Origin of the sequence: Ekhidna sp., from assembly GCF_039940915.1 — a bacterium.
Lineage (GTDB): Bacteria > Bacteroidota > Bacteroidia > Cytophagales > Cyclobacteriaceae > Ekhidna.
Genome location: NZ_JBDVFO010000003.1, coordinates 77,319 through 99,195, shown reverse-complemented (window position 1 = coordinate 99,195; position 21,877 = coordinate 77,319). Strand labels below are relative to the sequence as shown.

Here is a 21,877-nt window from a genome sequence, read left to right as displayed (position 1 = left end):
AATCAAACCAGCTATTCAAACCAAAGATCAGATCATGAAGAAACTCATTTTGCTTTTCCTTTTCATTACGCCCGGTGCTTATCTATTCTCACAACCAAATACTGAAGTTTTCTTGATGGATTTGAGAAGATCCAGTGATGGGCTCGTCATCCAGAATACGCTTAATATTTCCAGCAATGAAGGGTATGACAATCAGCCATCATTTTGGTCTGATAGCGAATCAGTTTTGTACGCCCGAAGTGTAGAAGGGCAAACTGAAATTGCAAGGTATTATCCAGAATCTGGCAACACTTTGATCATAACCAACACTTTTGGTGGAAGCGAATATTCACCTACACTGATGCCTGATGGTCGCATCTCTAGTATTCGCCTGGATACTACTGGTTTACAATTGCTCTATGCCTATACATTGAGAGGTGCTGGAGAAGTATTGGTTCCCAACTTAAAAATTGGGTATCATGCCTGGATCAATTCAAAAGAAATCGTGGCCTTTGTACTTGGCGAACCTGCAACAATGCAAATCATTAACACCGCAAACAACGAAGCGAGGGTGGTGGGTGAGAACATCGGGCGGTCACTTCATAAAATTCCTGGGTCTGATTCTTTTAGCTACGTGGACAAGGCGACTGATGATTGGGTGATTAAAAGCATGAATCCACAAACTGGAAAAACAACGATGCTAACTGCTGTAATCGATGGTGCAGAGGATTATTGCTGGACTCCAAATAAAGAAATATTGATGGGGTCGGGTAGCAAGCTTTACGTATGGAAAGAAGGCAGCGACTGGATGCAAGTCACTGATTTAGCAGCTCAAAAAATTACACAGATTACACGCTTGTCGGTATCACCGGATGGTAAGCGCCTGGTCGTAGTGGGAGAATAGCTAGCTCATTTTGAAGCGCATCAATAATATCCAATATTTTTCTTATCTGCGTTTGAGCTCGTCCATACTGCGCACGTAAGTTGGCCGTATCGTTGTGTACATATACAATCCAATTGCGAAATTGAGTGCCATAGAAAAATGATGGGTTATGCACATCTCCTGAAATCATATCTATCTCTGTCAATACTTTTGGGTAATAGTTTTCATCCAAAGCTTTGGTGAAGTTGTTTTGGTCACGCTCAATCATTTCATACATCCATCTGAGTCTTAAAAGTTCCTTTTTTAGCTTATCAGATTTCAATGTTTTGAAATCACCGCTTTGCAACAATGAATTGATGGTGAAGCTTTCAGGAAAAAAGAAATTATACGTACCAATGATATCTATACTTTGGAATAGACTGTCCTGATATTTCATTTCCTCATCTTGAATAAGCAATTGCAGGATTCCTTCCACTTTTTCTCCTTTCGTTTTGCTAAATCGAAAACTCGAATGGAGATTGGTAGAATCTCTGATGAGATCTGACCGAATGTCGTTTACAAATTTGGCTTCCAGCTTATCTTCCTTGGCAGCTTCAGCCATATTATTGAGCCAGAAAGCAATGGTTATTCCTATGATAACAATCACTAGCTCTATCAGGTATTCTTTCCAATTTGATTTCATATGCGAAGCATTAGACAATGTGAAGTAGGTAAGGTTGCAAGTCTATCCGATGAAATGTTTACACACAAAAATCTAAAACCCAAACCGCTTCTAATCCTAAACGTAAACAATGTTAGAGGCTATAATCCATGAAAAAATACGTCTTACTGTTACTCACCATATTTATTTTTCATTCACTTCAAGCTCAACTCGAGCAATTGGATGGGGTCATTTCTGAAGAAGAGGAAAGCCAGCTAAGGCTCATAGGCGAAAATGGATCTAGCAGTATGTTTATTGATACATCATCAGACTACTCTGTCCGTGTGATCATTAAATCTGAAAAGCTATACGTAGCAAGCCTCTGTGTCTGCAATGAAAAAAACGAAGTGATTGTGATGCATGCTTCATCAGCGCTTGGAGATCAAACATATATTCAAAGCAATGATACCTGGTCCACCGAAGACACTTTTAAGTGGGAAGTGAGAGAGGTAGCCCTGACGGCCGAGATCATTGAGAAGAGAAGACAATATCTTGAAAAACATGGTTGGGTAGCAAACACAGTGTCTATGGGAAAAGGCGGTGAGACCGAATTCTTCATCAATCGTAAACTACTGGAAAAGAGTGGAGCCTCTTTCGCTCTGGGTTTAATGACTGAATCAGATCCAGAAAACATCATCGGAATTCCTGCAGTGGGTTCAGGGGATTGTGCTGATTTCAAGCTGGTCAGCGGAGATCCAGCTACACACTATTCATTTAATCCTGAAAAATGGATAAAAATTAGGTGACTAGTTAAAATTAGCCAGTCACCTTCTTCAGCATGCTCTTCTATTCAGCTCGCTGGTAATTGATGCGCCAGGACAGTTGCCAGCTTTCGCCTCCATCAGCAGATGCTTCCCAGTCCCACACAAAAGAATCTTTCTGAATGTTATAAAAGCGCATTCTGGATATGGAAGTGGTTCCATTTGGCAGCTGTCTCGGGCTTGTCATTTGAAAAATGCGTGTCTCTCCATCCATAATACCTACTAAATCAATGTAGCCTCCATTGTTGTCTGCCCATGCTTGGTGCCACTTTCCGTCTTGCGGATTAAATGTACTGATGCTGGTACCCAAGTAACCTTTGAAGCCTCCTTCAATTGCTTCGAAGTTCTCTTGAATTACCCGTCCATCTAGCTTCTTTTCAATCAGGTTTGTTCCTTTTCCTCCTTCCCAGGTAAGATTCCATTTACCTACCCAGAAATCGAGCTTTGAAAGATCTTCGGCTGATGGCTGAGGAGCTTGGGTATAGGCTGTCATGCATAAAGTCAGGGAAATTAAAATTAACGTTGATTTCATTGTCTTAGCGTTTTAATTGATTTTCAATGATACCCTTGTAATTATCTGGAAACTACCTTTTTTAAACCATGGAGTAAATATTAGCTAATATTTATCTATCGTTCTGAATTCAGTTTTATCTTGAAGCTACTAAAAGCTAACATCGAATTCTTATGTCATGGGAAATCATATTGTTCTTAGCAGCTGCGGTTAATGGGGTCATTGTATCCTTACTATTTCTGCTCGACAGGCGAAATTTGAGAAAAGTGTTCCTTGGCCTTTATCTACTTTTCTTCTCAATTACCATTTTGTATTATGTCAACTTTTGGACGCAAGCTTTTCAACTTCCACCTGTCCTGCTTTGGATTTGCGTAATATCCAGTTGGCTCATGCCGCTCTCCTTCTATTTCTACATGAAAGAAGATTCCACAATGAGCAAATTCTGGCTTCATTTGATTGTTCCTGGCGCTTTTTCCATCTACTGGATCTTAATCCAAAGCTTCACTTTTTCCCGTGAATTCTATCAAATAGCGAACCCTGTGGTTATCAATTCTGAACTACTCCTCTTCATTGCCTATGGTTTCGCATTGTTTCGATCCAAAGCATATATCAGGGCAAATGCCATTTTCTTCCTACCCTATGCATCTTTTATCCTTGGATTAGCTGCATATCATCTATCCATAGCTATGGGTTTCTATACACTCAGGCTTGATTACATCATCTGTGGTGGGTTTGTCATTCTCACCTATGGCATCACCTACCTGAGTGAGTTTAGTTTTTTGAAGGATAAAGTCAAGCCAAAATATTCATCCAGCAGTCTTACAAAAGAAGATGGCGATTACCTCGTGCAAAAGATCAATGCTGTGCTCGAGCAGAATAAATACTATCAAGATCCAGATTTCAATCTGTCATCATTTGCAGAAAAATTAGGTGTGCCCAAGTATCGCATATCTCAGGCGCTTAATGCCTTTTCCGAGAAATCATTCTCTGAGTTAATCAATGAATTCAGAATTGAGGATGCCAAAGTTAGATTGAAGCAAGCATCTTCCAGTCACCTAAAATTGGAAGCAATAGGTGAAGAAGTTGGGTTTCGCAATAAAGTATCCTTTTACAAAAATTTCAAAAAGTTGGTAGGATCATCCCCCGGAGAGTTTCGCGAAGATCATCTACAAAAAAGTGCCTGATCCAACATATTCCCATCTGACTGGTTAGTGTTGCATGGGAATATTTAGTAGAAAATCTCCGAAGGAAAAACTTCAGAAGAAATATGAGAAGCTGATGAAAGAATCGTATGATCTTTCAAGAAGCAACAGAAAAGCCAGCGATCAAAAAGTTGCTGAAGCAGAAGAGGTACTAAAGGAAATCAATGCGCTGGTTTAGATCGTTCTAACGGACAAAATCCATAAACTTCTTGTGCTATTGTTCAAATAATCGGTAGACATCCTGCTCTTAATACTATGCAGCTAAATAAAGTAGAAATCCAGAAGCTGGAGCGTAAAAAAAGGCTCAATATTATCAATTCAATCACTGGTATAAAGCCAGCGAATTTGATTGGAACCAAGTCCAATGCTGAGGAGTCAAACGTAGCTATTTTCAGTAGTGTGATTCACCTGGGAAGTAATCCTGCCTTGATTGGCTTTATCATGCGACCAACCGGAGAAGTGCCTCGTCATACGTATGAAAACATAAAGGAAAATGGGTTTTATACCATCAATCACATCCCCTCAGTCATTGTGAATAGAGCGCATTATACCTCCGCAAAAGTAGACCGTTCGATCTCCGAGTTCGATCGCTGCGGTTTGACAGAAGAGTATATTGTAAACTTCCATGCGCCCTTTGTAAAGGAATGCCACATCAAAATGGGAATGAAGCTAATCGATGAGATTCCCATCAAAATCAACGGCACCATCATGATGGTAGGTGAAATACAGGAACTTATCATACCCGATCGAGCAGTTGATGAGAAGGGGTATATCGATCTTTCCTTATTCAATTCTTCAGGTATCGGTGGGCTCAACACTTACTATTCCCTGGCACCTATTGCTTCGTTCCCTTATGCTCGCCCAGAAGATGTTCCGGATTTCTCTAAATAAAAACAGCACCTTCCAGAGAAGCTGCCAGGTTTGTGGAAGGCTTTTTTACTGGCGAAAGAAGTCGAAAACGTGTGGGAGGAAGTGAAGGACTGTAGCGTGCGGCGCAGGCGGAATAAGAACCGCTTAGCATAATTTTTGGAAAATCGCCTGTCTAATTGATGTAATTTGGGATTGAATCATTTTTATCTCCCAAATGAAACAAGATAAAACTCAAAACCTGGGAATAGCTCTAGGTATCGGTATTGGTACCGCAATTGGCGTTGCAACGGATAACTTGGCTTTATGGCTAAGTTTAGGAATCGTTTTTGGCGTTGCGTATGGTAAAGGGATGCATCGAAGAGGAATTAAGAATAAAGAGGGAGAAAACCCGGGACGAGTTAACTAACACGTATCTTCGAACCATTAATAATGTCTGCTAAGAAATCCAATCAAGAAAGTAATCTCTTCATCTACGTTTTTGTAGCAATGCTTCTTGCAGTACTGGTCGCGTGCTATATTTTTCTGTAGATTTAGTCTTCCGCGAACTGGAAGAAGAGAATTAAACACAAAAAAGCTACCTGAAACAGGTAGCTTTTTGTTTTGAGTTTCAGTGCTCAACCTCAGAGTTCATCAACAGATCTTTTGTACATTCTAAAAAACAGAAACGGTAAAAATCCAAAACCAAAAACAAGGAAGCTTAGTCCCAGCATTACTGCTGCTCCTTGCAAATGGAAGATTTTCATGTATGATGCCAGCATAAAGAGCATACCAGATAGTATTCCTAGTATCCATTTCATTTTCTCAGTAAGTACTTGATGAGCAAACATCTTATACTTATTGATCAACATCAGCGGGAGAAAAACAAATACCAATCCGCTTCCTCCAGCAAAAGAGAGAATGGTAGCACCAGGTAAATGCATCATCTTGAAGAAAATTCCTACGATACTTGCCAATGCAAACAGGTATCCGGTCGCGTAAGTAAAACGTTTCATAATCATAATTTTTGAGTAATTGAGTAAAAAAATTGTTTCCCTTTGTATTTCATCTAATCCATTTGGTGCTGTTTGAGCGTGGGCCTTTTCCAGTGCTTTTTCAAAAGTCATTCCCTTGCCCATTTCTATTTCCACAAGGCAACAGAAATGATCAATAAGGTCATCCCTTAAAACCTGATTCTTTATTGAGCTCCTGTTTACTTCCTCAATGATTCGCCCTTCATATTCTTCCGGTATCATATCGCTGGTGACGTTTTTAGGTCACTAAAAATCACTTTCTCAATCGTTTTGATAAAATCCCTCATCTCATCGAGTCGCGTCTCTTTTTGCTCCTCCCCTTTTGACGTCAGCTTATAATATTTTCGTACACGCTTGCCAATGCTCACTTCCTCGAATGTCAATATGCCGTCCTTGGTAAGCTTGTGCAATGCTGGATATAGCGACCCATCCTTTAAATGTATTTTTCCTTCGGTTTCTTCTTTTACTTTCTGCGAAAGTTCATAACCATACATTTTGCCGTGTTCCGAAAGAAGCTTCAAAACAATAACTTCTAAAGTGCCTTTTAATAGTTCTTTTGAATACATAATGCAACAATACATCAAATTATGATATATTGAAAACAAATACCTCAATAATTGAGGTATTATTTCAAAAATCAGACTAATGCCGTCATTTACGGCTTAAAACGAAAGCTTATCCCTACTCTTGTGATTTACACTTGATAATACTCGGTAAATGATTTAAATTCAGGACAGTGATAATACTTTGATCACCCTCAAGGTAGTGTCGTATCAACCACTAATAACCTAGTAATGAAAGTCAATTCATTTCTTATCCAAAATTCGAGGGTGTTCTTTTTTCTTATCTCGATTTGTTACACATACAGCACTTTTTCTCAAGACAGTATAAGAAATTTCGAATCACTAAGTGTAAGCGATGGGCTTGTCCAATCTCTCGTGGTTGACATTATAAGGGATCAATATGGTTATGTCTGGTTTGGCACTTTTGAAGGCCTGAGTAGGTATGATGGTTATGAGTTTATCAACTTTCACCATGATCCTTATGATAGCAATACCCTAAGCAATAGCACCATCTGGAAACTATTTGAAGCTCAAAATGGAGACATCTGGGTGGGTACTTACGGAGGCATTAATAAGTACGATAGATCTCGAGAATACTTCGTTCGCCATGAGCACCCCGATCTAGAAAATATGGTGGTCAAGGAAATAATGCAATGGAATTCCGATACATTAATATTAGGTACTTCCATAGGTCTGTTTTTTTTCGACACCATTGAGGAATCTTTTTTTCGCATGTCACAGTTTGACTCTTACGATAAGGCGCAAGAGTTTGCTTTCTCAAAATCTGGAGACCTCCTACTTGTCAACGGATCAACTATTCACTTTCTAAAAGAAAAAGAATCACTCCAAATGGAGGTAGGAGATATAAAAGCCATCCATATTGATGAGAATGACAATATCTGGATAGTCACATATACAGACATACGAATGATCAGCTCCGATTTTTCAACTGTAAAAATCACCAAAGCAGCGTCTTCGGCTAGTTATTTGGCAAAAATTGCAGAGGATCGGAATGGACAGATAATTATTGCGAATGAAGAGGTGTTTGTTTTTGATCAAAGAGGTACACTCTTGGAACGACACAATCACGATCCAAATCGCGATTTCTCAATAAGTGGGAATTCAGCAATAAGTATTGAAATAGACATAGATGGAACCTGGTGGATTGGTACTGCTGGTTACGGTGTGAATAAGTATGACCCAAATCGATTTTACCTAGGCTTTCTGAATCACAAGCCCACCGGCACCCCTTCAATTGGTAGCAGCTACGTCACTTCTTTTTTCACCGAAGATGATAATCGAATTTTCATCGGCACAGCTGCAAGTCTTGATCTTTTTAATAAGGATCAATCTACGGTCAAAAACATATACCCAAAGAGAATCGATTTCTTACTTCAGGGAAATCATCAATTATGGGCGGCGTCTCATGGTCAAATTTTGCTGATTGATATGGATCGGGAAGAAGTCATCAAAGAAATAGACTTGGGACAAGCAGGTGGATCTGTAAGATCTATGAAAATAGATCGTCATGGAAAGATATGGATTGCCTCAGGCGGTGGTTTGAGCAGAATCGATCCTGAAAACAGTAACGATTATCTGCTTTTCATTCCAGAAAATCAGAAAAAAAAATCAGGTCCAACAGATTGGTTTACTTCCATTTATGAGCTTGAGGAAGGAATGATAATAGGTACAACCTCTGGTCTTTTTGAAATAGAATTTTCGACTCAAGCAATTCATAAAATAGAAAATCCCTTACTTGAGCCTCTCAGCGATTCCTTCATTAAATGCATTGAAGAAGACCGAGATGGAATCCTATGGATTGGTACTTCCTCCGAAGGCCTGTTTAGGTGGGATAGAGCAAATAATTCTCTTGCTCATTACACAAAAAGAGACGGACTGCCGAGCAACGTTGTATATGGAGTTCTCCAGGATGAAAAAGGGTTTCTATGGATGAGTACCAACCTTGGATTAGCCAGGCTTGATGATCAAAAGAAAGAGTTTTTAAACCTTGATATTCGCTATGGACTTCAAAGTAATGAATTCAATACTGGTGCCTATTTTAAATCAAAGAACGGGATGCTTTACTTTGGTGGTGTTGAGGGATTAAACTATTTCAAACCGACTCTGGTGGTAAATAATGCTGAGCCTGAAACAGATATCACTGGATTCTACTTACAAAACAATCGTGTAGTTCCAGAAGAATTGGGTATTAAATCAGGTGCAATAATGGATGTTGACACCCTTGTTTTAGACTATAAACAAAACATGTTGAGTTTTGACTTTACCTCTTCCAATCATACCATTTCAGAGCTAAATCAGTATGCCTATTATTTAGAGGGTCTGGAAACCGATTGGAACTATGTTGGAAGCAGGCGTTTTGCCAACTATTCCGCTTTACTACCGGGTGAATATGTATTCAATGTTAAATCCTCCAATAATAGCGGGTTGTGGGATGCTTCACCAGCTCAAATGGTGATTATAATAACAGAACCCTATTGGCAGACTACATGGTTCAAAGCATTGGCTATTGCTTTCATTGCTACTGTCGTATCCCTGATTGTAGGCTTAAGGATTAGGGGATTAAAAAAGACAGAAGATAAACTAAACCTACTTGTTAGAGAACGTACGGAGAATCTTCAACAGGCAAATGAAGACCTTAAAAAGACCATGCAAGAAAAAGAAGAAGCCCAACAAAGACTCATTCAGAATGAAAAAATGGCTGCTCTTGGGGTGCTCTCTGCGGGGGTTGGACATGAGATTAATAACCCATTGAATTTCATAAAGCAGGCGCTGGTAGGCTTAGAAAAGGAGCTTAGCCCCGGTGGAAATAGTGATTCGAAAAAACTGAACATGCTCACAAGTATTATGCATGAAGGAGTTGCTCGCGCTTCGCAAATTGTAAAAGGTCTCAGCAGCTTCAGTCGTTCAGGAGAAGCCTTCGACGAAACATGTGACATTGAATCAATTATTGACAACTGTATCGTTTTGCTTAATAGTAAACTTCAGGGTCGAATAGCTATTGAGAGAAAATATGCAACAAATAACCTATGCATTAACGGAAACGGAGGTAAGCTTCATCAGCTCTTCTTTAATCTGATTAACAATGCTGAACAGGCCATGGAAGGAAAAGGAAGTATTGTCATTGAAACCATCCAAGACCAAAATGAATTGCATGTAATTATTACTGACTCAGGAGAAGGAATAAGCAATGAAAATCTTGATAAGATTTTCGATCCGTTCTTCACAACGAAGGATCCTGGAAAGGGAACAGGATTGGGATTAGCTATTGTTCAAACAATTGTGAAAGAACACAAAGGCGTCCTTAATGTTGCGTCAGAAATTCAAAAAGGATCAACTTTCAAAATCTCATTGCCTATTGATTAAGTAACATCGTTGAAGCTTATTTTTAAAACGATGCAGTCTCTTTCATGTATTTTTTTTATCTTAAGAGAAGTCTATTTTGCTTTATCGCTCCAACTAGGCAGACAATGATGCAGACAAAAGAGATTGCCATACTTTATGTTGATGACGAAGACATCAATCTTTTTCTATTCAAAACTAATTTTGAATCAAACTATCCTGTATTCACAGCCTCTTCAGGGGCAGAGGCATTGCAAGTACTTAAAGAAAACGAGGATAAAATAATCGTCGTTATCAGCGACATGAGAATGCCCGTGATGAATGGTGTAGAATTTATTACAAGGGCTAAAGAATTGTATAATAACATAATCTATTTCATCCTCACCGGGTATGAAAGTAATAAGGAAATAGAGGAAGCCTTGCAAAAGAAGGTAATTCAGCAATGGTTTAGTAAGCCATTTGACATGCAAAAAATTGATGAAGCTATTAAGAATTCTCTTCCTCAATTAAACTAGGTATTTGAGGGGATTGCCGTTTATTATTGACATCCCTTTTTCGTTCATTATTTTTTATCAATTTTGCTTTATGCGCATCAAAGATCACTACCAGTATACCGATGAGGAGTTTGAAAGACAGTTTGAAAGCTTCAAGCTAAAACCCGGCCTTTTTTCTCACGAAGCACACCTCAGACTTGCCTATTTACATATCCGTAAGTATGGGCGCGAACAGGCTGAGATAAATATGTGTGATCAGATTAAAGGATATGCTGAATCACTCGGGGTTTTTGATAAATTCAATAAAACCGTGACAATAGCCTCGGTAAAGGCCATGGATCATTTCATGCAAAAGGCCACTTCTGCTGATTTCCCAGGGCTTATGAGAGAGTTTCCAAGATTGCTTACCAACTTCAAGGATCTGCTGGCTCAGCATTATGGATTTAACGTCTTTGCTGACAAGCGTGCGAAGGCTGAGTATGTAGAACCTGATTTATTGCCGTTTTAATCGTGGCTACTTTCTTCTCCACACCTGATCACTTCAGAAAGTGGCTGGAAGAAAATCATGAGCAAGAAAGTGAGCTTTGGGTTGGATATTACAAAAAAGCTACAGGCAGACCCAGCATTACCTGGCCTGAGTCAGTTGATCAGGCGCTTTGCTTCGGATGGATTGATGGGATAAGAAAAAGGTTGGACGATGAATCCTATCAGATTCGCTTCACTCCTCGCAAACCTAACAGTCACTGGAGCAATGTCAACATCAGGAAGATTAAGAACCTAAAAAAGGAAAATCTACTCATGCCTGCAGGTATTGCCTCTTATAAAATGCGTAACCCGGAGAACAGCGGCAAGGCATCATTTGAACAAAAGAATTTAACGCTGAGCAAAGCCTATGAAGCTAAGCTAAAAGCAAACAAGGAAGCTTGGTCTTTCTTCAACGAAAAGCTGGCACCTTCATACCGCAAGCAGTCCATTTGGTGGGTGATGAGTGCCAAAAGAGAAGAAACACGCGAAAAACGACTCAATACCTTGATTGAATGCTCGGCTCTGAGAGATAAAGTACCCCCTCTGAAATGGGCCAAATGATTACTTCTTCTTCGGATGGAGCTCATCGAAGAAGATATCGCCATTTGGCACATCAAATTCAATCCCTTCCACTTCCAGGTTATTGTCCAACTCAAAAGAGACAGTTCCAAAATCAAACCAGGCATGATCCTCATCCCATTTGATTTCATAGGTGTCGTAGTGCCAATGCTCTAGTGTTGCTCCAAGCGTTGGAGCATCTGCGAATGAAATTCTAAGATCTTCTCCCTCTTTGGTTACCTTAATGTCACCAAACATTGGATCGTTATAGGTTCCAACAAAAAGTGATGGTTCAATAGACGTTGAGGTATTATCTATACGCTTTGCCTGACGCTCTTCTACATCATCTTTATGCCCATTTCTTGATCTTGCTCTTTCTAAATACTCATCAGACCAGTCTCGCATGTCTTTCTTTAAATATTGATTAGCAATGTAATAGGCCAGTGCTGTCGAAATTCCTTCCATAGAATTCGTCAAAATAACAATCCCAAGCTTCAAGTCTGGAATCATCATGACGCGCGAATACATACCGTCATAGCCTCCTCCATGGCTGGCTACCAGGTTTCCATAATAGTCCATAAGTCCCCAACCTAATCCATACCCAGAAAAGTGTCGTCCAGGGAGTGCTTCTTTCGAACGCTCGCTGAGCTTATTATTGTTGTGAGGAGTCCAGAGTAAGTTTTGTTGCTCTTTGTCAATGTATTGAACGTTGTCCCACTCACCTCCATTTAGGTTCATCATCATCCATTTTGCCATGTCTGTGGAGCTGGAAATAATTCCTCCTGCAGCGCTTGAATTATCCCAACTGGCCCACACACCGGGAACGGTACCCTTTGCTAGCGTAGGTTTATGAGGGGTTGCAGCATTGTCGCTAAGATCACCAATACTGATCACTGTATTCTTCATTTGCAATGGCGTAAGAAAGTTTTCTTTCACGTATTCCTCCCATGAATTACCAGTTACGATTCGAATGACTTCACCCGCGGTGATGAACATCAGGTTAGAATAGCCATATCCATCTCTAAATTCAAACGCCTTTGGGACGTATGCTGCTCTTTTGATGATTTCTTCAGGGGACTTATTGGATTTATACCATATCACATCTCCGCTAAAAGTGCCCAGACCTACTCGGTGACAAAGTAAGTCCTCTACCGTTACCATTGAAGAGACATACTCATCACCATACAAGGAAAAGTACGGAAGGTGATCTCTCACCTTGTCCTTCCATGAAAGCTTCCCTTCTTCAACCAGCCTGGCTATACAAGAAGCAACAAAAGCTTTGGAGTTTGAAGCAATGGCAAACTGGGTATTCTCATCTACTTTACCTTTCTTCCCCAGCTCCTTCAGTCCATATCCTTTGCTTAAAACGATTTCTCCATCCTTCACGATAGCTACTGACATCCCAGGTACATTCCAATCCTTCCGCGCTTTCTCGATATACTTATCAATGGATTTTACATCTACTTGTGCATATGAAATGAATGCTAGCAAAATCATACTAGCCATAGATAAAAAATGCTTTTTCATAATTATTCGGTTGATGGTTTGTCTTCGTTAATTGCGCTGAGCAAAGGTTTTTGCTCCACAGGCTTGGAGAAATATTTATCAAAGCCCGCTTCCAGAAACCTTTCTTTATCACCCGGCAATGAATAGCAGGTGATGGCATATATTGGAACTTTTTTGTATTGCTCTTTAGCTTTCAAAACCTTCATCACTTCGGTACCATCCATCAATCCATCACCTAAATTGATGTCCATCAAAACTAAATCATACTGTTGATCCTCGCTTTCCTTCAAGGCACTCTTCGCATCAGGAGCAAGTGTGGTACTGGCATCAAACTCCAGGTCTTTGAGCATGATATTTAGCAGTTTGGCATTAATCTCATTGTCCTCTACTATCAGTATTTTCATGGATTGTTCTGTGGTATTTTTAAAGATCACTTATCACTGGTAATCTAACAATAAACTCTGATCCCTCACCTAATGTACTTTGAAGATCAATTGAACCTCCATTCAATTGGATGAACTTTTTAGCTATTGAGAGACCTATACCCGCTCCTTCATATTTTAGATTTAATCCAAAATTCGCGACTTCAAAATTTTCAAAAATTCGATCCCTGCTCTCTTCTTCAATACCTATACCTGTATCCATTATTCTGATTTCTCCATTGTCCTGTTCATCTACATAGCAAACAATTTTTACTGATCCCTGAGACGTGTATTTAAGTGCATTGTTAACTATTGCAGCCAATGCTGCCTGTATCATTTCATGATCCACTAACATGACGCCCTCATTTTCACTCTTTTGCAAAACAAAATCGAGTTTCTTAAGCTTCGCCTGGTGATGATACATATCAAAACAAGTTTGGGCCAACTCATTGATTGAATGCTGTTTCAAGCGCATATTCAATCGCATAGAATCCAGATCACTCAGCGTAATCAAATCATTTAGTGTCTTGAGAAGTCTCTCTTCACTTTCATGCTGCATCTTCAAAAGCTCATTGGTCTCTTCATCCAAGCCCTGCTTCATCAAAAGATTGGTAACTCCCATGATACCATTTAGTGGGGTCCGCATTTCATGGCTAAGGTTTGACAGTATTCCTGATTTCAATCTGCTCAGAGCCTGTGCCTGATTGCCTGCATCTCTAATCGATATCTCCGCTCTTTTTCTTTCCGTGATATCCAGGAGATTCGTTAATACTTGAATCACCTCTCCATTTTCGTCAGCTATCGGGTGATACATTACATCCAGCCATTGCATGGCTCCTTCAAGCAACGGCCTTTCCACTTCCTTTCGAATTGTTTCTCCTGCAAGAGCTTTGTTGAACTCCTCGGTAAAAGATTTTTTAAAAATATCTGGCATCACATCAATGTACTTTACCTGTTTCTGTGTCAGGTTCACATCATATTCGTTCTCTATGATTGCTATAGATTGTTGATCTGCCATTAAAATCAGTCCTTCCTTATCCAACAGCATGCTATAGATATAGCCATTGTTGACCATTGCTTCAAGACAATTTTTGACTCGCTCCTTTTCTTGCTCGGCAAGTACTTTCTTGTTGACATTGATCAGATTTCCAACCATGCGTGTGATCATGCCATTGGAGTCTCTTTTCATCCAGCCATAAACTTCATAATGTTCATAGCTACCGTCTTTCATTCTCAATCGGTATTGATTGGTATGGTAGTTTTCTTTCTTCTTGAGATCTTCTTTGATTTTTCTTTCGGTATGAGGCAAATCATCTGGATGTATTAGGGTCATTAATTTCGTCCCTTTGAGTCGATCTACATCAGTAGGTAGCCCTAATTCTTCTCGAAAATCTGGATTGATAAACATCATATCTGTCGCTACATCGTAATCGAAAAGGGCTGATTTTATCCCCTTTAATGCAAGCATTCGAGTTTCAGATTCATGCTTAATTTTTTCCAGATTGCGATGAAGTCTGGTTTGATCTACCGTAACACCACATATATATATGATCTTATCATCCTGAATCATCGGTTTGGCAATGGTCCGAATCCATTTTTTGTTCCCTTTCGCGGTAACAATCTCCCCTGCAAATTCATACGATCTATGCTCATCGTACAGATCGGCCACTAACTTCTCAATTTTATCCTTATAGTCTTCAGAATAGAACTGTAAAGCTTTCTCTGCATCGATATCACTGCCTGATTCTAGCTCATGTATTCTATAAACTTCGTCTGACCAGAAGGTTTCGTCACGAATTGGGTCGTAATACCAAGCTCCGGTTTTAGAAAGCCGAGACATATCTACCAGAGACATGTGCTCTCTGGCATGATCTGTTACATCAAAGCCCACTAAATAGATCTGCTTGTCTGTATAGGTTAAATCAAATTGAAAAGAATGAGCCTTTAGTTCAGGGCCTATCATTGTCGCAATTTGGTGACAAACTTGCCCTTCCGCCCTTGCTTGATTGAGGAGTAATTCAAATTCACCTACTTCTATTTCATGAATCAATTCAAAGATGGATGACCCTATGAGTTCATTTAACGTACAGTCAAATCGTTCTGCCCAGCGAATATTGGCTTTCTGAAATGTTCCATTTTCATCTAAAATGGCCATGAATACCTCTGTACCCTTGGCAAAATTCTCCAGTTCCGCATTCGAAAACTCCATCAGATTTATTTTGGTTGGCTTTGAATAAATTTAATTAATAAACCCTCGGGAGAAGAATAGGTTAATTGTATTTACACGGAAGGCTTGAATTTTACGCTACCAGGTTGAGCTTTTTGTTTTTAATACAGCCTTCATTACATCTTTTTGACTTATTTGCCCGATCAACTTTCCTTCATGAATTACTGGAAATCGTCTAAGTCTTTTGTCTAAAAACATTTTTGCAGCTTCGAAGATATTGAGGTCAGGACTTACTGTAATGACATTCTTAGCCATATGCTCCTGTACAAGACCGGTGAAAATGGGCATGTTGTCGTACTTTCCTTTGACCACCTCCTTTAAACAATCTCCTTCAGAAATAACCCCCACGAGCTCTTCATCATCGTTTACTACAGGCCCGCCCGATATTTTGTGCTTCATGAGCGCGTCTACCACCTCGTGCATGGGTTGATCAGGTTTGAAAGTTATCAGCTTTCTAGCCATATAATCCTCAACTTTTATTGCTTGTGGTTCTCGGGATTTTGGAGCTTCTGCTCCCCTGTAGCTCATTACCATATTTAGCTGGATTTAAAGTTTCAAATAGAATAGAATCTACCAAAAAACAATCAAATCACCAAATTAAGTACGCTCTGAAATTAGCTCGAATGGTCAGAAACTATTACCCATTCGTCTCCGAGTCGTCTGAAAAGAAGTGAGAAATGACCTTTGGGATTGTCATTTTCTCTTTGAAGATTCCATTTACCTATCACCGTCCAGAAATCATCGCTCAAAGGCTCCACAATTATCAGCTCAAAGGATAACTTGCCCATGGCTTTCTTATCCGGATAGTTTCTCTTGTAATTATCAAGTGTTTTTTGCCATCCATAGGTGATACCAGCACTACCAATAAATATTAACTGATCGGACTTCCAATAGCCTTCCATGAAACATTCAAGATCCCCTTCATTCCAACAAGACTGTTGCTGCGAAAGCACTTCTCTTATTGCCTGTTCATCAGGATTGATTTGAGCATGGGATGAATAAGAAAAAAAGATAATCGATAGAAGAAAGAATACCCTCTTCATCTTCGCAAGTAGGTTTGGATCTTTGCTTTTAAGGTCTCTTTATCTGTAGTAATATGGGGATCACTATAAATTTTGAGCATCATTTCTCTAAGCACGTCCTCATCGTAGCCCAGCTTACTTGCGATGCGCGCGCAAAACTTGATTTCCTCCTTGTAAATACGTCCATCAATTTTCATTAACTGAACAACGTTGTAGAGGTAATCGTATCGTTGATCATCGGATAGGGTTTCCATACCCTCAATCACGGAAGGATCCTCAAAACATTCGCTGATTTCTTCAGCTGACATTCCATTGGCCTTTCCTATCTGCTTGATCAGGTCTATTTCCTCTTGCACGACCACTCCATCAACACGAGCTAACTGCACAAGCATGTTTAAATGCGACCTTACGATATTTGGAAAATTATTCTCGATGACTTTATAAATAAGTTACTATAGTTTTATACTTCTAACTTCACAAAAGTAAACCCATGCACATTAATCTCAAACTATTTTATTTAGGCTGGATTTGATTACCTGAGGATGAATTTTTTAGCACATCTGTATTTAAGTGGTGACAATGAGGAAGTTTTAGTGGGCAACTTCATAGGTGATTTTGTGAAAGGATCTCAGATGAGCGAGTATCCCGGCGCTATCCAAAAGGGGATAAGGCTGCATAGAAGTATTGATCATTTCACCGACACGCATGAAGTGGTTTTACAAAGCAAAATACGTTTAAGAGAAAAATTCAGGCACTATGCTCCCGTCATTGTAGATGTCTACTATGATCATTTTTTAGCTAAAGACTGGTCTTTATTTTCGAAAATTCCTCTTAAGGAGTACACTGAAAATTTTTACCAACTCATGAATCGATATTTTGGCATTATCCCCAAAGGTGTGATTCACATGCTCAGCTTCATGTCCAAAGACAACTGGTTATACAATTATCAATTTATTGAAGGGATTGATCGGGCGCTGACCGGAATGAGTAAGCGAACAAAGTATGAAAATCGAATGGATGAAGCTTCCATTGCATTAAAAGAGCACTATAACGACTTTCAAAAAGAATTTGACGAGTTCTTCCCGGAACTAGAGACCCATGTAAACAACTTTGAGGCATGAAGGATTTTATCATGGTTGGCTTGGGTGGCTTTATTGGCAGTGCCGCCAGGTATGCAGTCTACTTATGGACCATAAAGAACTATGCAGACAAACCATACTCAGCAACACTCATCGTTAATTTAGCCGGATGCCTTCTGATAGGGATATTAAGTGGTGGATTAATAAAGCTAAATAACCAATCGTCTCTTTTTCTTATAGCTGGACTTTGTGGTGGATTCACCACCTTTTCAACTTTCGCGTTGGACGGTCTAAAGCTGATAAGAGAGGGCCTATTGATGCAATTCCTCTTCTACTCAGCCATCAGCCTCATTGGTGGACTGGCACTCTGCTCTTTGGGGTTCTTTCTGACCAACAGATTCTATCAATAACCATAACTTCTCTCATTTTAACAATCGGTAAGCCAGGTTAATTCCCCTTGTATACCAGATGTATACGCGTGTTTTTTTTGTCACGTGAAGGTCGAGCATATCATTGCTACTACATACAAAGAATACCAAATCATAAAATAAAATAGATCAAACACATAGCATTCTTCTATGCATTGTTTGAGTAAGAAACTTAAGGCAATTCCTCTTAACAACTAGTTAAAGCATCCGTCCTTTGGTCGGATGTTTTTTTATATACTTATATAGTATCTTTTCTTAGATTTTCATCGTTAATAAGACACTCCACTGATCTAATGACGAACTACTACCATGTACTAGGACTCTCAGAAGATGCGTCTCCTTCTGAAATCAAGGCAGCTTTTAAGCGGTTGGCGGTGAAGTATCACCCGGACAAACATCCAGGGAAACCTGAGATGGAGGAAAAGTTCAAGGAGGTCAACAGAGCTCACCAAGTCCTATCTGATGAATACGAAAAAGCCAGATTTGATCTTAAACTCAAGTACAGACAATTTTCTGAAAATGAGCCTCGGCATTATACTTATCGACCTCCACAAACCAATGCCTGGAAAAACAGAAATAGAACGAAGTATGCCAGTGGAAAAGTAGACTACAAGCAAAATGCCATAGCTACAGCTTACGCTTTTGGAATCACTTTTATAATTGCGCTCATGGTCATGGCTGGCGTTTGGGTCAAACAAAGCTATGATGATCACAGGCTGGAAGAGCGACTTGCAGAAAGAAGAACGACTTACGCTGAAGCTAGAAAACATTTTAATTCCGGTGACTACAAAACCGCTTTTGAAATGATGACTTCATTGGATTTTTTCAGAGCAGAAGAACGAGACATGAAAGTCTTTAAAAGCTCTATGTTGGATAAAATTATTGAAAAGGGCGATAAGCATTATGATCAAAATAATTTTCATGCTGCCATTGCACTGTATGAACTCGTGCAGGAATTTGCTCCAGACCTCCCTTTTCACGAGTTACGTCAAAAATTGGCCGAAGCTTACAAGCTTACAGGTCAACCTGACAAAGCAATAACCATTTTGAATGAATTTCTTTTGACTGAGTATGACGTAATTCAAACGCTCGTAGAGCTGGCTAAAATTCAAAGAAACGAACTAAAGGATCCGCAAAAAGCAATGGACAATTTGCTTACCGCCCACAGACTTGCTATCAAGCGATACAAAACTTTCTTTGGTGAAGGATACGCCTTGGTTATCAACGAAAAATACATTCCTGAGTCGCATTATCATCTTTATACAACGCTTGCTGAACTTTATCTCGAACTTGACGACCCTGAGATGGCGATTAAAGCGGCTGATTGGAATAAATACGTATGGCCTGACAGTGCCATTTCATATGTGACAAGTGCGAATTCGTACATTGCAATGAATCAAAAAAGTCAGGCTTGCCTGGAATTTGCGGGCGCAAGAATACGGAACTGGAAAGGTGAATCACCAAAATTTTGTAACTAATGGCTGGGTATTCTAAAAATCCGCTCTGGAAAAAACTAGGGATTAAGGAGGGATATAATTGCTTTTTATACCACTCACCTCAAAACTATTTTGAGCTTTTAGAGGAGACTCCTAAGGAGACCGAGTGGGCAGATGAATTGACTGCTTCTCCTTATGATTTCCAACACGTTTTCGTTACCCAATTGGTTGATTTAACGTCAAATTGGAATGCCTGGAAAAAAGCGCTAAAGAAAGATGGAACCATGTGGGTCTCCTGGCCAAAGGGAGGCTCTAAAATTGATACCGACTTAAATGGAAATGTCGTGCGCGAATTCGGTCTGAATGGAGGGTTGGTAGACGTGAAAGTATGTGCGGTTGATGAGGACTGGTCAGGATTAAAGTTTATGTATCGGAAAAAAGATCGTTAAAATCGTCATCCGTATTGAACATAACCTTACACCGTTGATTATTTAGCAACTCCATATCATCTACCATAATAAACTCATCTTCTTCCTTCTTCATTTTTGCATTCGCTTCTTTCTTCACTTTCGTACGCTTAATTGCATCCACAAACCTCCTCATTTCTATCATATCTTCTAGAATAAGTTCTGGCACTTTGGTTGGCTTCCCATCATCGCCTTTTGCCACCATGGTGAAGTAACTATTATTGGTATGCTTTACCTGATTGGTTTTCACGTTCTCTGAAGTAACCTTGATACCCACCACCAATGAGCTATTGCCAACATGATGTACCGCTGCATCTAACGTCAACAACTCACCTACCTCTACAGGTTGCAAAAATTCTACTCCATCCACTGTGACGGTGACACAATATGTGCCCGCATGCTTACTGCCAACTGCATACGCCACTTTATCCATGAGAGACAAAATAAGACCCCCATGTACCTTACCGCCAAAATTGGCGAAAGATGGAATCATCAATTCGGTAAGCTTAGTTCTGGAAAATTGTACAGTGCGTGGTTCCATGATTAAGGGTATTATTCGTACTCTGAACTGTCATTTTGAAAAAGACTTGCTAAAAATCAAGTAGCTCTTCATCCGACAAGGTCGCCGCTCATCTGCCGACACTTCTTTATCTTCTTATTTAAGATCATCTTCCAAAAGGGCGAGCGGGTCACTACTAATTTACTCTTTACCAACAGGTTATTCAAAAATTTACCTTTCCAGGTTTTACTACCTGATATATTGGGAGGCTCTATCAAATACTCAAATCCCATCTTATGGGTCTCTTCCAGCACGCAAGGGTTTCCATAGAGTATTTTATTCGCATTGGGTACATATATCTGCGAATAGTTCTTACGCTTAGGACGATTCGTACGCTTATTGGAATCTTTGCGCATTTCCAGGTTTTCCGTAGGCAATTCATCATCAACTGTTCTTTCTTTCTGTCCAAGACAGCTGAAGCTGAAGGTTATTAGGGATATTAAAATGAGTACTTGCTTCATTGCATAACCAAAATAGAGAAATTTTCACCAATGATTGTGGGTCGGAAGACTAATAAATTAACTTGCGGCGCAAAATAAGCATGTCGTGAAGTTTATTATCTCTTTCTTCCTAAGGTACATTCCCCGTAAGTATCTACAGCTATTTAGTCATATCGCTATGCGAATAATGGCCATTTTTTACCGTGGAAACAACGTAGAATGCCCTGTTTGTGAATCCCGTTTCAGAGAGTTTTTACCCTATGGAAGACTTACGTCAAGAAGCAATGCATTATGTCCTAAGTGCCTTGCATTGGAACGTCATCGTTTGATCTGGCTATACCTTAAGCGGAAAACTGACTTCTTCACCAAAGAGGCAAAAATGCTTCACATAGCACCCGAACTATGCTTTATGGATCGTTTCGAAGCACTTGATTCCCTCGAATACATCACAGCTGACATAGAGTCTCCATTGGCCAAGGTAAAGATGGATATTCATGAAATCCCTTTCGAAGATGATTCGGTGGACATCATTTTTTGTAATCACGTACTGGAACACGTGGAAGATGACCTGAAAGCATTAAGCGAAATGCAAAGAGTTTTGAGGCCTGATGGCTGGGCAATTTTGCAAGTGCCTTTCTTCTACCCACTTCCCGAAACTACTTATGAGGACAAGGCCATTACAGATCCTAAGGAAAGGGAAAAGGCTTTTGGACAAGATGACCATGTACGGATGTACGGCGAAGATTATGGCAAGCGATTGGCAAGCGCTGGATTCACAGTCATTGAAGAAAGACTCATTGACGAATTAAGTGCAGAAGAAAAAACACGATTTGCTCTCCCGCACAATGAAGTGATTTACAAAGTAGTGAAGTAGG

The 21,877-nt window shown here is 39.7% G+C and carries 27 protein-coding genes; 15 read left to right on the top strand and 12 right to left on the bottom strand.

Translation table 11 applies throughout. The features are described 5' to 3' along the window. The first annotated feature begins 34 nt into the window (after window positions 1-34). Window positions 35-883, top strand: coding sequence for a TolB family protein (locus tag ABJF57_RS15300; RefSeq protein ID WP_462232197.1), 849 nt, complete (start codon window positions 35-37; stop codon window positions 881-883). Here ABJF57_RS15300 and ABJF57_RS15295 read toward each other — a convergent pair. Continuing rightward, window positions 828-1,544, bottom strand: coding sequence for a DUF6090 family protein (locus ABJF57_RS15295; RefSeq protein ID WP_462232196.1), 717 nt, complete (start codon window positions 1,542-1,544; stop codon window positions 828-830). The genes ABJF57_RS15300 and ABJF57_RS15295 overlap by 56 nt on opposite strands. Window positions 1,545-1,672: 128 nt before the next feature. On the opposite strand from ABJF57_RS15295, the gene ABJF57_RS15290 reads away from it, so the two are divergent. Beyond that, on the top strand, window positions 1,673-2,308 hold the full coding sequence (locus ABJF57_RS15290; protein WP_462232195.1) for a hypothetical protein: 636 nt from the start codon (window positions 1,673-1,675) through the stop codon (window positions 2,306-2,308). A 40-nt stretch (window positions 2,309-2,348) separates the two neighbouring features. Here ABJF57_RS15290 and ABJF57_RS15285 read toward each other — a convergent pair whose 3' ends face one another. After that, the gene (locus ABJF57_RS15285) at window positions 2,349-2,855 is read right to left on the bottom strand and encodes a hypothetical protein (RefSeq protein ID WP_462232194.1); all 507 of its coding nucleotides are present in this window, start codon (window positions 2,853-2,855) and stop codon (window positions 2,349-2,351) included. Between the two features lie 152 nt (window positions 2,856-3,007). Here ABJF57_RS15285 and ABJF57_RS15280 point away from each other — a divergent pair, with 152 nt between their 5' ends. From ABJF57_RS15280 to ABJF57_RS15265, 4 genes are all read left to right on the top strand, one after another. Next, window positions 3,008-4,018 (top strand): helix-turn-helix domain-containing protein, encoded by a 1,011-nt coding sequence (locus ABJF57_RS15280; protein WP_462232193.1) that lies wholly within the window; start codon window positions 3,008-3,010, stop codon window positions 4,016-4,018. A 34-nt stretch (window positions 4,019-4,052) separates the two neighbouring features. Next, a complete protein-coding gene (locus ABJF57_RS15275) occupies window positions 4,053-4,214 on the top strand; it encodes a Lacal_2735 family protein (RefSeq protein WP_462232192.1) in 162 nt (53 codons plus the stop codon). A 77-nt stretch (window positions 4,215-4,291) separates the two neighbouring features. Then, a complete protein-coding gene (locus tag ABJF57_RS15270) occupies window positions 4,292-4,927 on the top strand; it encodes a flavin reductase family protein (RefSeq protein WP_462232191.1) in 636 nt (211 codons plus the stop codon). Window positions 4,928-5,120: 193 nt separating this feature from the next. Next, window positions 5,121-5,312, top strand: coding sequence for a hypothetical protein (locus ABJF57_RS15265; RefSeq protein ID WP_462232190.1), 192 nt, complete (start codon window positions 5,121-5,123; stop codon window positions 5,310-5,312). Between the two features lie 214 nt (window positions 5,313-5,526). Here ABJF57_RS15265 and ABJF57_RS15260 read toward each other — a convergent pair whose 3' ends face one another. Both ABJF57_RS15260 and ABJF57_RS15255 read right to left on the bottom strand, forming a co-directional pair. Further along, the gene (locus tag ABJF57_RS15260; RefSeq protein ID WP_462232189.1) at window positions 5,527-6,138 is read right to left on the bottom strand and encodes a hypothetical protein; all 612 of its coding nucleotides are present in this window, start codon (window positions 6,136-6,138) and stop codon (window positions 5,527-5,529) included. Continuing rightward, a complete protein-coding gene (locus ABJF57_RS15255; RefSeq protein ID WP_462232188.1) occupies window positions 6,135-6,482 on the bottom strand; it encodes a PadR family transcriptional regulator in 348 nt (115 codons plus the stop codon). The genes ABJF57_RS15260 and ABJF57_RS15255 overlap by 4 nt, the downstream gene beginning before the upstream one ends. A 228-nt stretch (window positions 6,483-6,710) precedes the next feature. On the opposite strand from ABJF57_RS15255, the gene ABJF57_RS15250 reads away from it, so the two are divergent. From ABJF57_RS15250 to ABJF57_RS15235, 4 genes are all read left to right on the top strand, one after another. After that, complete coding sequence (locus tag ABJF57_RS15250) at window positions 6,711-9,863, top strand: sensor histidine kinase (RefSeq protein WP_462232187.1); 3,153 nt, start codon at window positions 6,711-6,713, stop codon at window positions 9,861-9,863. Between the two features lie 104 nt (window positions 9,864-9,967). Next, window positions 9,968-10,354, top strand: coding sequence for a response regulator (locus ABJF57_RS15245; protein ID WP_462232186.1), 387 nt, complete (start codon window positions 9,968-9,970; stop codon window positions 10,352-10,354). A gap of 70 nt (window positions 10,355-10,424) precedes the next feature. Beyond that, window positions 10,425-10,841, top strand: a complete 417-nt coding sequence (locus tag ABJF57_RS15240; protein WP_462232185.1) for a hypothetical protein — start codon at window positions 10,425-10,427, stop codon at window positions 10,839-10,841. Between the two features lie 2 nt (window positions 10,842-10,843). Then, window positions 10,844-11,419, top strand: coding sequence for a YdeI/OmpD-associated family protein (locus ABJF57_RS15235; RefSeq protein WP_462232184.1), 576 nt, complete (start codon window positions 10,844-10,846; stop codon window positions 11,417-11,419). On the opposite strand, the gene ABJF57_RS15230 is transcribed toward ABJF57_RS15235, so the two are convergent. From ABJF57_RS15230 to ABJF57_RS15205, 6 genes are all read right to left on the bottom strand, one after another. Next, entirely contained in the window at window positions 11,420-12,943 is a 1,524-nt protein-coding gene (locus ABJF57_RS15230; RefSeq protein WP_462232183.1) for a serine hydrolase, read from the bottom strand. It lies immediately after the preceding gene. Between the two features lie 2 nt (window positions 12,944-12,945). Beyond that, window positions 12,946-13,326, bottom strand: a complete 381-nt coding sequence (locus ABJF57_RS15225) for a response regulator (RefSeq protein WP_462232182.1) — start codon at window positions 13,324-13,326, stop codon at window positions 12,946-12,948. A gap of 19 nt (window positions 13,327-13,345) precedes the next feature. After that, complete coding sequence (locus ABJF57_RS15220; protein WP_462232181.1) at window positions 13,346-15,553, bottom strand: PAS domain S-box protein; 2,208 nt, start codon at window positions 15,551-15,553, stop codon at window positions 13,346-13,348. A gap of 96 nt (window positions 15,554-15,649) precedes the next feature. Continuing rightward, window positions 15,650-16,105: a CBS domain-containing protein gene (locus ABJF57_RS15215; RefSeq protein ID WP_462235959.1), complete on the bottom strand. Its 456-nt coding sequence runs from the start codon at window positions 16,103-16,105 to the stop codon at window positions 15,650-15,652. Window positions 16,106-16,185: 80 nt separating this feature from the next. Beyond that, window positions 16,186-16,614, bottom strand: coding sequence for a YybH family protein (locus ABJF57_RS15210; protein WP_462232179.1), 429 nt, complete (start codon window positions 16,612-16,614; stop codon window positions 16,186-16,188). Beyond that, entirely contained in the window at window positions 16,611-16,985 is a 375-nt protein-coding gene (locus ABJF57_RS15205; RefSeq protein ID WP_462232178.1) for a tellurite resistance TerB family protein, read from the bottom strand. Before ABJF57_RS15205 ends, ABJF57_RS15210 begins: the two co-directional genes overlap by 4 nt. 150 nt (window positions 16,986-17,135) lie before the next feature. Between ABJF57_RS15205 and ABJF57_RS15200 the strand changes: the two genes are divergently transcribed. The 4 genes from ABJF57_RS15200 (at window position 17,136) to ABJF57_RS15185 (ending at window position 19,985) form a co-directional block, all read left to right on the top strand. Beyond that, window positions 17,136-17,714, top strand: a complete 579-nt coding sequence (locus ABJF57_RS15200) for an acyl carrier protein phosphodiesterase (protein WP_462232177.1) — start codon at window positions 17,136-17,138, stop codon at window positions 17,712-17,714. Beyond that, window positions 17,711-18,082 carry a fluoride efflux transporter FluC gene (locus ABJF57_RS15195; RefSeq protein ID WP_462232176.1) on the top strand — a complete coding sequence of 124 codons (372 nt, stop codon included), beginning with the start codon at window positions 17,711-17,713 and terminating at the stop codon, window positions 18,080-18,082. The genes ABJF57_RS15200 and ABJF57_RS15195 overlap by 4 nt, the downstream gene beginning before the upstream one ends. Window positions 18,083-18,393: 311 nt before the next feature. Then, window positions 18,394-19,578 (top strand): J domain-containing protein, encoded by a 1,185-nt coding sequence (locus tag ABJF57_RS15190; protein ID WP_462232175.1) that lies wholly within the window; start codon window positions 18,394-18,396, stop codon window positions 19,576-19,578. Continuing rightward, on the top strand, window positions 19,578-19,985 hold the full coding sequence (locus tag ABJF57_RS15185) for a DUF3052 domain-containing protein (RefSeq protein ID WP_462232174.1): 408 nt from the start codon (window positions 19,578-19,580) through the stop codon (window positions 19,983-19,985). Before ABJF57_RS15190 ends, ABJF57_RS15185 begins: the two co-directional genes overlap by 1 nt. Here ABJF57_RS15185 and ABJF57_RS15180 read toward each other — a convergent pair. Then, the gene (locus ABJF57_RS15180; protein WP_462232173.1) at window positions 19,960-20,544 is read right to left on the bottom strand and encodes an acyl-CoA thioesterase; all 585 of its coding nucleotides are present in this window, start codon (window positions 20,542-20,544) and stop codon (window positions 19,960-19,962) included. The two genes, ABJF57_RS15185 and ABJF57_RS15180, sit on opposite strands and share 26 nt — an antisense overlap. Before the next feature lie 68 nt (window positions 20,545-20,612). Next, the gene (locus ABJF57_RS15175) at window positions 20,613-21,023 is read right to left on the bottom strand and encodes a hypothetical protein (protein WP_462232172.1); all 411 of its coding nucleotides are present in this window, start codon (window positions 21,021-21,023) and stop codon (window positions 20,613-20,615) included. An 85-nt stretch (window positions 21,024-21,108) separates the two neighbouring features. On the opposite strand from ABJF57_RS15175, the gene ABJF57_RS15170 reads away from it, so the two are divergent. After that, the gene (locus ABJF57_RS15170; RefSeq protein ID WP_462232171.1) at window positions 21,109-21,876 is read left to right on the top strand and encodes a class I SAM-dependent methyltransferase; all 768 of its coding nucleotides are present in this window, start codon (window positions 21,109-21,111) and stop codon (window positions 21,874-21,876) included. Window position 21,877: the final 1 nt, after the last annotated feature.

Coding starts and splice junctions, on each gene's coding strand:
- ABJF57_RS15275 (WP_462232192.1), top strand. CDS start 4,053: ATGGGAATATTTAGTAGAAAATCTCCGAAGGAAAAACTTCAGAAGAAA.
- ABJF57_RS15190 (WP_462232175.1), top strand. CDS start 18,394: ATGACGAACTACTACCATGTACTAGGACTCTCAGAAGATGCGTCTCCT.
- ABJF57_RS15220 (WP_462232181.1), bottom strand. CDS start 15,553: ATGGAGTTTTCGAATGCGGAACTGGAGAATTTTGCCAAGGGTACAGAG.
- ABJF57_RS15215 (WP_462235959.1), bottom strand. CDS start 16,105: ATGGTAATGAGCTACAGGGGAGCAGAAGCTCCAAAATCCCGAGAACCA.
- ABJF57_RS15300 (WP_462232197.1), top strand. CDS start 35: ATGAAGAAACTCATTTTGCTTTTCCTTTTCATTACGCCCGGTGCTTAT.
- ABJF57_RS15175 (WP_462232172.1), bottom strand. CDS start 21,023: ATGAAGCAAGTACTCATTTTAATATCCCTAATAACCTTCAGCTTCAGC.
- ABJF57_RS15185 (WP_462232174.1), top strand. CDS start 19,578: ATGGCTGGGTATTCTAAAAATCCGCTCTGGAAAAAACTAGGGATTAAG.
- ABJF57_RS15255 (WP_462232188.1), bottom strand. CDS start 6,482: ATGTATTCAAAAGAACTATTAAAAGGCACTTTAGAAGTTATTGTTTTG.
- ABJF57_RS15250 (WP_462232187.1), top strand. CDS start 6,711: ATGAAAGTCAATTCATTTCTTATCCAAAATTCGAGGGTGTTCTTTTTT.
- ABJF57_RS15295 (WP_462232196.1), bottom strand. CDS start 1,544: ATGAAATCAAATTGGAAAGAATACCTGATAGAGCTAGTGATTGTTATC.
- ABJF57_RS15280 (WP_462232193.1), top strand. CDS start 3,008: ATGTCATGGGAAATCATATTGTTCTTAGCAGCTGCGGTTAATGGGGTC.
- ABJF57_RS15230 (WP_462232183.1), bottom strand. CDS start 12,943: ATGAAAAAGCATTTTTTATCTATGGCTAGTATGATTTTGCTAGCATTC.
- ABJF57_RS15200 (WP_462232177.1), top strand. CDS start 17,136: ATGAATTTTTTAGCACATCTGTATTTAAGTGGTGACAATGAGGAAGTT.
- ABJF57_RS15210 (WP_462232179.1), bottom strand. CDS start 16,614: ATGAAGAGGGTATTCTTTCTTCTATCGATTATCTTTTTTTCTTATTCA.
- ABJF57_RS15225 (WP_462232182.1), bottom strand. CDS start 13,326: ATGAAAATACTGATAGTAGAGGACAATGAGATTAATGCCAAACTGCTA.
- ABJF57_RS15270 (WP_462232191.1), top strand. CDS start 4,292: ATGCAGCTAAATAAAGTAGAAATCCAGAAGCTGGAGCGTAAAAAAAGG.
- ABJF57_RS15240 (WP_462232185.1), top strand. CDS start 10,425: ATGCGCATCAAAGATCACTACCAGTATACCGATGAGGAGTTTGAAAGA.
- ABJF57_RS15195 (WP_462232176.1), top strand. CDS start 17,711: ATGAAGGATTTTATCATGGTTGGCTTGGGTGGCTTTATTGGCAGTGCC.
- ABJF57_RS15205 (WP_462232178.1), bottom strand. CDS start 16,985: ATGCTTGTGCAGTTAGCTCGTGTTGATGGAGTGGTCGTGCAAGAGGAA.
- ABJF57_RS15290 (WP_462232195.1), top strand. CDS start 1,673: ATGAAAAAATACGTCTTACTGTTACTCACCATATTTATTTTTCATTCA.
- ABJF57_RS15245 (WP_462232186.1), top strand. CDS start 9,968: ATGATGCAGACAAAAGAGATTGCCATACTTTATGTTGATGACGAAGAC.
- ABJF57_RS15285 (WP_462232194.1), bottom strand. CDS start 2,855: ATGAAATCAACGTTAATTTTAATTTCCCTGACTTTATGCATGACAGCC.
- ABJF57_RS15265 (WP_462232190.1), top strand. CDS start 5,121: ATGAAACAAGATAAAACTCAAAACCTGGGAATAGCTCTAGGTATCGGT.
- ABJF57_RS15180 (WP_462232173.1), bottom strand. CDS start 20,544: ATGGAACCACGCACTGTACAATTTTCCAGAACTAAGCTTACCGAATTG.
- ABJF57_RS15260 (WP_462232189.1), bottom strand. CDS start 6,138: ATGATACCGGAAGAATATGAAGGGCGAATCATTGAGGAAGTAAACAGG.